Below are 7,386 nucleotides of genomic sequence, written 5' to 3' on the forward strand. Positions count from 1 at the left end.
CTGTTGTCCTGATCACTCCAATTTGCTGGCACCAATAACCGGAACTGGTTGTCCCACCCTGTAGCCTCGCTTACTGCTGATGCGAGATGACAGGAGTTGACTCTGCATGCTCTGGTTCCTGGTGTTGCACATCATTGCCCTGCTGTTGTGGGTGGCGGCCCTGCTGTACCTGCCGGCGCTCATCGCTGCCCGTCGGGCGCATCTCCTGCCGGTGCAATCCCCGCAGAACCCACACAATTCCATCGAACGCATGGTCTTCACCCGGGTGGCGACACCGGCTGCGCTGACCGCCATCATCGCCGGCACCCTGGTGTTCGTCATCGACCGGAATATCAATCCCTGGCTGATCATCAAGCTGACCCTGGTCACCGGACTGGTGCTCTGCCATGTGACCGTGGGGGCCCTGATCCTGCGGGTGGAGCGCGGCGGCACCCCGCTGGTGCCGGCCTGCATCGCCCTGGCGGTGGGGGTAATGCTGCTGATCGGCCTGATCCTCTGGCTGGTGCTGGCCAAGCCGACCATGGGGCTGCTGTTATGAGTTCACTGCGGCTTGCTCGGCTCCGGGGCCTCCTCGTACTCGACACCCACGGCATGGTCGTACACCAGCTGGCCGCCGAAATAGCTGGTCAGGGCAATGGTGGCGCCGCTCACCAGCGACAGGAACAGGCCCCAGGGCAGGATGGCGGCCTCCGCCTGATCGATACGCAGCAGCCAGTTCAGGGTTGCCAGCGACATCAGCATCACCGCCAGGATGGCATGGCACCAGGCGGTGATCAGCCGGCGGATCTCGGCCACTATCAGAAGATCCAGCAGGCCGACGCTGCCCGACAGCCAGCCGCCGACCACACCGACACCCACCAGCCAGAGGCTGGCCCTGGCCCAGAAGTAGTCGCCGGTAAGGATCCACGCCAGATCGGTTCCTATCAGGCCGATCAGGGCGGCCACCGGAAAGTGGATCAGCATCGGGTGCAGCGGGTGGCCGCCGATGGCCATTTTGCTGGAGATGGATTCGGACATGTACAGGTTGCTCCCGTAGGTGATGGCAGACCGCACCGGCTGCCTGCTGCAAGTGTGGCAGTCCGCACCGGGATCTGCCTGCTGTCAGTGACTATGACCGCGTGCAGCGGCCCTTATTCCGCCCTTGATCCAGCCGGCCCTGCTGCGCTGGATGTTGCCCGCCTGTGGTGGGCCATGGCGAGCTTTGCGGTCGTTACCCTGCTGGTGGTGGTATCCCTCTGGCTGTATGCCCTCAAGCGCCGCCCCGGCGAGCTGGATGCGGCCCGGGCGCGCCGTATCCAGAATCGCTGGATCATCGGCGGCGGCCTGATCCTGCCCATTTCCAGCATGGCGCTGCTGCTGGTCTTCGGCATACCCATCGGCTACCGCATGCTGCCCGTGCCGGTGGCCGGACAGCAGGTGCTGCAGATCGAGGTCACCGGTCACCAGTGGTGGTGGCAGGTACGTTACCCGGAGGCGGATATCGAGCTGCGCAACGAGCTGCACATTCCCGCCGGCCAGCCGGTGGACCTGCATCTGACCAGCAACGACGTCATCCATGCCTTCTGGGTGCCGCGTCTGGGCGGCAAGCTCGACATGCTGCCGGGCCGGACCAACGTACTGCGGCTGCAGGCTGACCAGCCGGGGACCTATCACGGTCAATGTGCCGAGTTCTGCGGTACCGGCCATGCCCACATGAAATTCACCGTACATGCCCATGCCCCGGCTGACTTTGCGGCATGGCTGGAGGGCGCTGACCGCGATGAGTGATCAACAGCAGAACAGGGCGCGGCTGCACCGCGAGTACGACAGGGTCTGGGGCAACTGGCCGGGCTGGGGGGCGCTGGCGGCGGTCAACCACACCTCGGTCGGGCTGCGCTTCATTGTCACCGGGCTGGTGTTCTTCCTGATCGGCGGTGTGCTGTCGATGCTGATGCGCACCCAGCTGGCACTGCCCGAGCAGGACATCATCGGGCCGGAGCTGTATAACCAGCTGTTCACCATGCACGGCACCCTGATGATGTTCCTGTTCGCCATCCCGGTGCTGGAAGGGGTGGCCATGTATCTGATTCCGAAGATGATCGGCGCCCGCGACCTGCCGTTCCCGCGGGTCGGTGCCATGGGCTACTACTGCTACCTGTTCGGCGGCCTGATCATCCTCTCCAGCATGGCCCTGAGCATTGCCCCGGATTCGGGCTGGTTCATGTATACCCCCCTGAGCAGCAGCACCTACTCGCCCGGGCCCGGATCGGACTTCTGGCTGCTGGGCATCACCTTCGTCGAGATATCCTCGGTCAGTGGCGCCATCGAGCTGCTGGTATCCATTCTGCGCACCCGCAGCAACGGCATGAGCCTGACCCGCATGCCGATCTTCTGCTGGTACATCATGGTCATGGCGCTGATGATCATTGTCGGCTTCCCGCCGCTGATTCTGGCCAGCATCCTGCTGGAGCTGGAGCGTGCCGCCGGTTTCGTGTTCTTCGACGTGGCCGGTGGTGGTGACCCGCTGCTGTGGCAGCACCTGTTCTGGCTGTTCGGCCACCCGGAGGTGTACATCATCTTCCTGCCGGCGGCGGGTATCGTCTCGACCCTGCTGCCGGTGTTTGCCCAGCGGCCGATCGTCGGCTACCGCTGGCTGGTTCTGGCGGTGATCACCATGGGCTTCATCAGCTTCGGGCTCTGGGTGCACCACATGTTTACCGTGGGCATTCCGCAGCTGGCCCAGGCCTTCTTCTCCCTGGCCAGCATGCTGGTGGCCATCCCCACGGCGATCCAGATCTTCGCCTGGCTGGCCACCCTGTGGACCGGTCGGGTGGTCTGGGGCCTGCCGATGCTGTGGATTCTGGGCTTTCTGGTCATCTTCGTCGCCGGCGGTCTGACCGGTGTGATGCTGGCGCTGGTGCCCTTCAACTGGCAGGTTCATGACACCCACTTCGTGGTTGCGCACATGCACTATGTGCTGGTCGGCGGCATGCTGTTCCCGCTGATAGCCGGCCTGTACTACTGGTTGCCCCATGTGTCCGGGCGCATGCCTTCGGAGCTGCTCGGCCGCTGGGCCTTCTGGCTGGTGTTCGTCGGCTTCAACATGACCTTCCTGCTTATGCATGTCACCGGTCTGCTGGGCATGCCGCGGCGGATCTACACCTATCAGGCCGGGCTGGGCTGGGACTGGCTCAACCTGCTGTCCTCCATCGGCGGCTTCGTCATGGCCATGGGCGTGGGCATGCTGATCGTGGATCTGCTGCTGCATTTCCGCTTCGGTCGCCTGGCCCCGCGCAATCCCTGGAACGCCGATACCCTGGAATGGGCGGTGGACATGCCGGTGACCACCTACAACTTCATCAGTCTGCCGGACATCGGCAGCCGGCATCCCCTGTGGGACGATCGCCAGATGCCCGATCGCCTGGAGCAGGGGCAGGGCGGGCTGGTGGAGATTCAGGCGGATCGGCGGGTGACCTGGGGATCCGATGCCGTAACCGGGCAGGTCCGCGAAGTCGTGCATGTGCCGTCGAACTCCTGGCTGCCACTGCAGACCGGGGTGTTGCTGGCGGTGGTCTGTCTGGGGCTGCTGACCAAGTTCTACTGGGTGGCCCTGGGTGCGTCCCTGCTGGCGCTGCTGGTGATACTGCGCTGGAGCTGGCACAACGGCGGACATCCACTGGCGGCGCCGCTGCGTGATGACGACCCGCAGGACCCGCCGCTGCACTCGCGTACCTGCGACGGTCCGGGGCGCTGGGGCATGCTGTCCACCCTGCTGGCCAACGGTTCGCTGTTTGCCTGCCTGCTGTTCGGCTGGTTCTATTTCTGGACGGTCTCGCCCCAGTGGCAGGTTCCTGCCCAGGCGCCGCTGTCAGCCACGCCGCTGTTGCTGGCGGGGCTGCTGCTCAGTGCGGCGGCGCTGCTCTACCACCGTCTGACGGTGCGACTCTGTCGGGGACAGGCGCAGGGCCTGGCCGGCGGCCTCTGGTTGTGCACCGCACTGGGTCTGGGCCACAGTCTGGTGATCCTGTGGCTGATGCTGGACGCCGAGCTTGCGCCACGCAGCCTGGCCCATGATGCGGTGCTGGCGGTGATGCTCGGCTATCTGCTGTTCCATGGGGTGCTGGCAACCCTGCTGACCATGCTGCAGGCCCTGCGTGTGCGGCTGGGCTATGTGGGTGTGCGCCTGCCCTACGAGCCGATGGTCCTGCGGCCGCTGTGGAGCTATACCCTGAGCGTGTTCTGGATCGCCCTGGCCGGTTTCATCCTCATGCCCATGGCCTGGTAAGGAGATTCCATGCGCTGGCGCCCTCACCATCCGGTTCACCTGATTCTCGGCCTGTGCGTCTGGTCGATCTGGTTCGTGGTGCTCTACGGCGGTTTGTCGGTGGCCTGTCAGCTGACGCCGCCGGAGCCGCAGCAGGGACCGTTCAACTGGCTCAATGCGCTGCTCTGGCTGTCTACCCTGGTGGTGGTCGGTTTGCTGCTCTGGGCCGCCCGCGTGCTGTGGCGTGCGGCGCCCCGGGCCGAACAGCGCCTGGGCCGGCATATCGGTGTTACCTCTGCGGGGCTCTATCTGGTCTCCGCCTTCTCCACCCTGGCCGTGGCGGTGCCCGTGCTCTTCCTTCCGCCCTGCATCTGAGGACCTTCAATGGCCGAAAAGCTGACCAGTCTGGAACAACTGCTCGATCGCATGGACGAAGCCCGGGAAGGGCAGAACAGGGTTTCCCTGGAACGCCTGATGGACACCATAGGCCGACGTTCCTTCGGACCCATGCTGCTGCTGATCGGCGTCGTCCTGGTCTCGCCGCTGAGCGGTATTCCGGGGCTGCCCTCGACCATGGGGGTGGCGGTATTCCTGCTGTCGCTGCAGATGCTGCTGCGGCGCAAATACATCTGGTTACCCGGCTGGATACTGCGGCGCAGTATCAGTGAGGAAAAGCTGGCTACCGCCGCCGGCTGGATGCGCCGGCCGGCAAGGGTCGTCGATCGCTTCCTGGGCGAGCGGCTGAGTTTTCTGGTGGATGGCCCGGCCAGCTGGCCGCTGGCCCTGCTGGGCCTGCTGCTGGCCATAACCCTGCCGCTGCTCGAGCCCCTGCCGTTTGCCGCCAGCAGCGCCGGCGCGGCCCTGACCTGCATCGGCCTGGCGATGATTGCCCACGACGGCGTTCTGGTGCTGATCGCCTACGCCGCCACGCTCGGCATCGGCGGGGTGATTGTCTACGGCTTGCTTTAGCGTGAAGCCGCGTAGCGTGCAGCGCCGGAAGAGGGAACGATCACGCCGCTGCGGACTTTCAGGATTCGGCCACCCTGTCTCAGCGGCACTGGTTCAGAATGCCCACTGCACCTGCGCCCAGGTTCTCGGGGTACGTTCCTTGTCACTGGTCGCATGGTCACCGGTACGCCAGGCACTGGCAGCGCTGACCGTCAAACGCGGATGGGGTTGCCAATCCGCGCCCAGACCAACGCCACTCAGATTGCGGTGATGATTCCCCGCATGTTCAGGGTGACGTACCAGGCGGGCATAACCCGCGTCGGCAAAGGTCTTGAAGCGCCAAGCCGGTCGCCACTGGTAGCGCAGCTCCGTAGTGACCACCACGCCTTCATCGGCGCTGGCCTCGCCCACCGGATAGCTGCGTATCGCGTAAGGCCCACCCAGGGAAAACCGCTCCGAGCTGTCCAGGTTGCCATCGGTCAGTTGCCCCTGCAGCGCAGTATACAGGCTGAAGGTTCTGTTCAGGTGCTGTAGCCGCAGCAGCGAAAACTGCAACTTGCCAAAGCTGCCGCCCTCTGCCGTATCGCCACGCAGGTGCCCCTGCACCCAGTTCAGGGTGAACGCATTGATACCGCCACCACCAACACCATCACGCCAGTCCCCCGACAGGCCCACAGTGACGTTATTGGCTTTCTTCTTTCCGATAATCAAACCGCCGAACAGCTCATCTTCCAGTTTCTTGCGGTCTACCTGCAGGTGGCTGCGCAGATTAAGGTGGCGATAACGTAGCCAGGGGTGGCTGACGAACAACCCGAAGGTCTCCGCTGTACCCTTGGCGTCCAGCTGCTCGAAATCACCGCCCAACTCATAATCCATTTTCGAGGTGGCCACGCCAAACCGGGTGCCCCAGGGACCCACCGGCGCGTCATAACGTGCCTGGTAGTAAAGCTGTTCCTCATCGGACCCCAGCAGATGCAACGAAAATGCATCACCCAACCCCAGCGGATTGGCCACGTTCAGCTGTGCGCCCAGACGATATTCCCCGGTATGGCGGTTGCCATGATTGTCCAGCGTCAACGCACCGCTGAAGCGGGGCTCATCCTGCAGGGTCACGGTCAGGTCGGATTGCCCCGGCTCACTGCCCGCCGACAGTGATGAGCTGGCGCGGGTGCCGGGCAGGTCATTCAGCAACAGCACTCGCCGCTCCAGCGGTTTGAGGGTTACCGCGTCGCCGCTTTCCAATCCGCGCAGCATGGCGCGGGGTAGGCCATCGCGCAGGCGGCTCTGATTCTCCAGCGTCACCTTGCCATAACGACCCTCGGCAACGGCCAAGGTGATGATACCGTCTTCGCCAATCTCCTGGGCGGGTAGATAAGCCCGGCTGACCAGATAGCCTTCGCCCCGGTAGTAGGCTGTCAGCCGGTCCGCGGCGTGATACAGCTGCGCCAGGCTCAAGGTCTGTCCGGTCAGATCCGTGAGGAGTGCCAACAACTCCTCGGTCGCCACACTGTGGTTGCCTTCAATCCGGAATTGCTTCACCGGGATACGGACATCGGACTGCGGCACAGCAGCCGGCCCCGGCATGGGCACCTCCAGCACCGGCTCCGTTGCGGGCGGCAGGGTCAGTTCCCTTTCTTCCAACATCCGCAGGCTGTCGCCCGCCTGGGGTGGCTGTTGTGCCACCGCGACCGTCATCGGCAACCAGCAGCTCGCAACCCATAGACCCAATCGTTTTGTGTTCATGCGCTTCCTTCCCTGAGTAACCTGTTTACTGCTGATCGGCTGCACGGTTACCCAATGCCCCTGTTGTCATCAATACCACCTCGCCGGCCAGCCCCTGCAGGTTCAGGCCTTTACCCGCTATGGTCAGCGGCAATAAAGAGTCACTTGGCACGTCGATGGGCATTCTCTGTGGTGCCCGAATTGCTGCGTAGTAGCCCACCGGCAGGACCGGGTCTGTGATGCTGGCCACGGTCTGCACCGGGCCACGGAGCTGATAGTTGCCCCTGTCCCCGCCGCTGAGTTCACCACTCACGGTAACGGTTTTGTTATCGCCAACCCTGGCATCCTCAAACAGCCCGCTGAGTGCAACATCGAGATCATCACCGCTTATCACGCCATCCAAGTCAGCTGTTACGTCCGCGCCAGTGGTGCCGTCATACACCCGGTTCTGGGCCACGGCATTGATCAGATCA

At 64.1% G+C, this 7,386-nt stretch carries 8 protein-coding genes; 5 read left to right on the forward strand and 3 right to left on the reverse strand.

Annotated elements, in window-relative coordinates; all coding sequences use genetic code 11:
* Positions 1-106 precede the first annotated feature (106 nt).
* A complete protein-coding gene (locus tag VF673_RS13020; RefSeq protein WP_440292273.1) occupies positions 107-538 on the forward strand; it encodes a CopD family protein in 432 nt (143 codons plus the stop codon).
* Positions 539-540: 2 nt separating this feature from the next.
* Here the strand turns inward: VF673_RS13020 and VF673_RS13025 are convergent, their stop codons facing one another.
* Entirely contained in the window at positions 541-1,017 is a 477-nt protein-coding gene (locus VF673_RS13025; RefSeq protein WP_440292274.1) for a DUF2231 domain-containing protein, read from the reverse strand.
* A 93-nt stretch (positions 1,018-1,110) separates the two neighbouring features.
* On the opposite strand from VF673_RS13025, the gene coxB reads away from it, so the two are divergent.
* Genes coxB through VF673_RS13045 form a run of 4 tightly spaced genes read left to right on the forward strand, consistent with a single transcriptional unit; the run spans position 1,111 to position 5,212 of the window.
* Positions 1,111-1,767: a cytochrome c oxidase subunit II gene (gene coxB / locus VF673_RS13030; RefSeq protein WP_440292281.1), complete on the forward strand. Its 657-nt coding sequence runs from the start codon at positions 1,111-1,113 to the stop codon at positions 1,765-1,767.
* Positions 1,760-4,264 (forward strand): cytochrome c oxidase subunit I, encoded by a 2,505-nt coding sequence (gene ctaD / locus VF673_RS13035; RefSeq protein WP_440292275.1) that lies wholly within the window; start codon positions 1,760-1,762, stop codon positions 4,262-4,264. The genes coxB and ctaD overlap by 8 nt, the downstream gene beginning before the upstream one ends.
* Positions 4,265-4,273: 9 nt before the next feature.
* Positions 4,274-4,618, forward strand: coding sequence for a hypothetical protein (locus tag VF673_RS13040; protein WP_440292276.1), 345 nt, complete (start codon positions 4,274-4,276; stop codon positions 4,616-4,618).
* Positions 4,619-4,627: 9 nt separating this feature from the next.
* Positions 4,628-5,212 carry an exopolysaccharide biosynthesis protein gene (locus VF673_RS13045; RefSeq protein ID WP_440292277.1) on the forward strand — a complete coding sequence of 195 codons (585 nt, stop codon included), beginning with the start codon at positions 4,628-4,630 and terminating at the stop codon, positions 5,210-5,212.
* A 93-nt stretch (positions 5,213-5,305) separates the two neighbouring features.
* On the opposite strand, the gene VF673_RS13050 is transcribed toward VF673_RS13045, so the two are convergent.
* Complete coding sequence (locus VF673_RS13050) at positions 5,306-6,934, reverse strand: ShlB/FhaC/HecB family hemolysin secretion/activation protein (RefSeq protein WP_440292278.1); 1,629 nt, start codon at positions 6,932-6,934, stop codon at positions 5,306-5,308.
* Between the two features lie 25 nt (positions 6,935-6,959).
* Positions 6,960-7,386, reverse strand: a 427-nt coding sequence (locus VF673_RS13055; RefSeq protein ID WP_440292279.1) for a YDG domain-containing protein, incomplete at its 5' end; no start/stop codon positions are given.

The organism is Halopseudomonas sp. Lyrl_26 (assembly GCF_051948695.1).
In the GTDB taxonomy this organism is placed as follows: Bacteria; Pseudomonadota; Gammaproteobacteria; order Pseudomonadales; family Pseudomonadaceae; genus Halopseudomonas; species Halopseudomonas formosensis.

What these genes read in the sequence shown, in the direction of transcription:
- VF673_RS13020 (WP_440292273.1), top strand. Translation starts at nt 107, where the DNA reads ATGCTCTGGTTCCTGGTGTTGCACATCATTGCCCTGCTGTTGTGGGTG.
- VF673_RS13025 (WP_440292274.1), bottom strand. Translation starts at nt 1,017, where the DNA reads ATGTCCGAATCCATCTCCAGCAAAATGGCCATCGGCGGCCACCCGCTG.
- coxB (WP_440292281.1), top strand. Translation starts at nt 1,111, where the DNA reads ATGACCGCGTGCAGCGGCCCTTATTCCGCCCTTGATCCAGCCGGCCCT.
- ctaD (WP_440292275.1), top strand. Translation starts at nt 1,760, where the DNA reads ATGAGTGATCAACAGCAGAACAGGGCGCGGCTGCACCGCGAGTACGAC.
- VF673_RS13040 (WP_440292276.1), top strand. Translation starts at nt 4,274, where the DNA reads ATGCGCTGGCGCCCTCACCATCCGGTTCACCTGATTCTCGGCCTGTGC.
- VF673_RS13045 (WP_440292277.1), top strand. Translation starts at nt 4,628, where the DNA reads ATGGCCGAAAAGCTGACCAGTCTGGAACAACTGCTCGATCGCATGGAC.
- VF673_RS13050 (WP_440292278.1), bottom strand. Translation starts at nt 6,934, where the DNA reads ATGAACACAAAACGATTGGGTCTATGGGTTGCGAGCTGCTGGTTGCCG.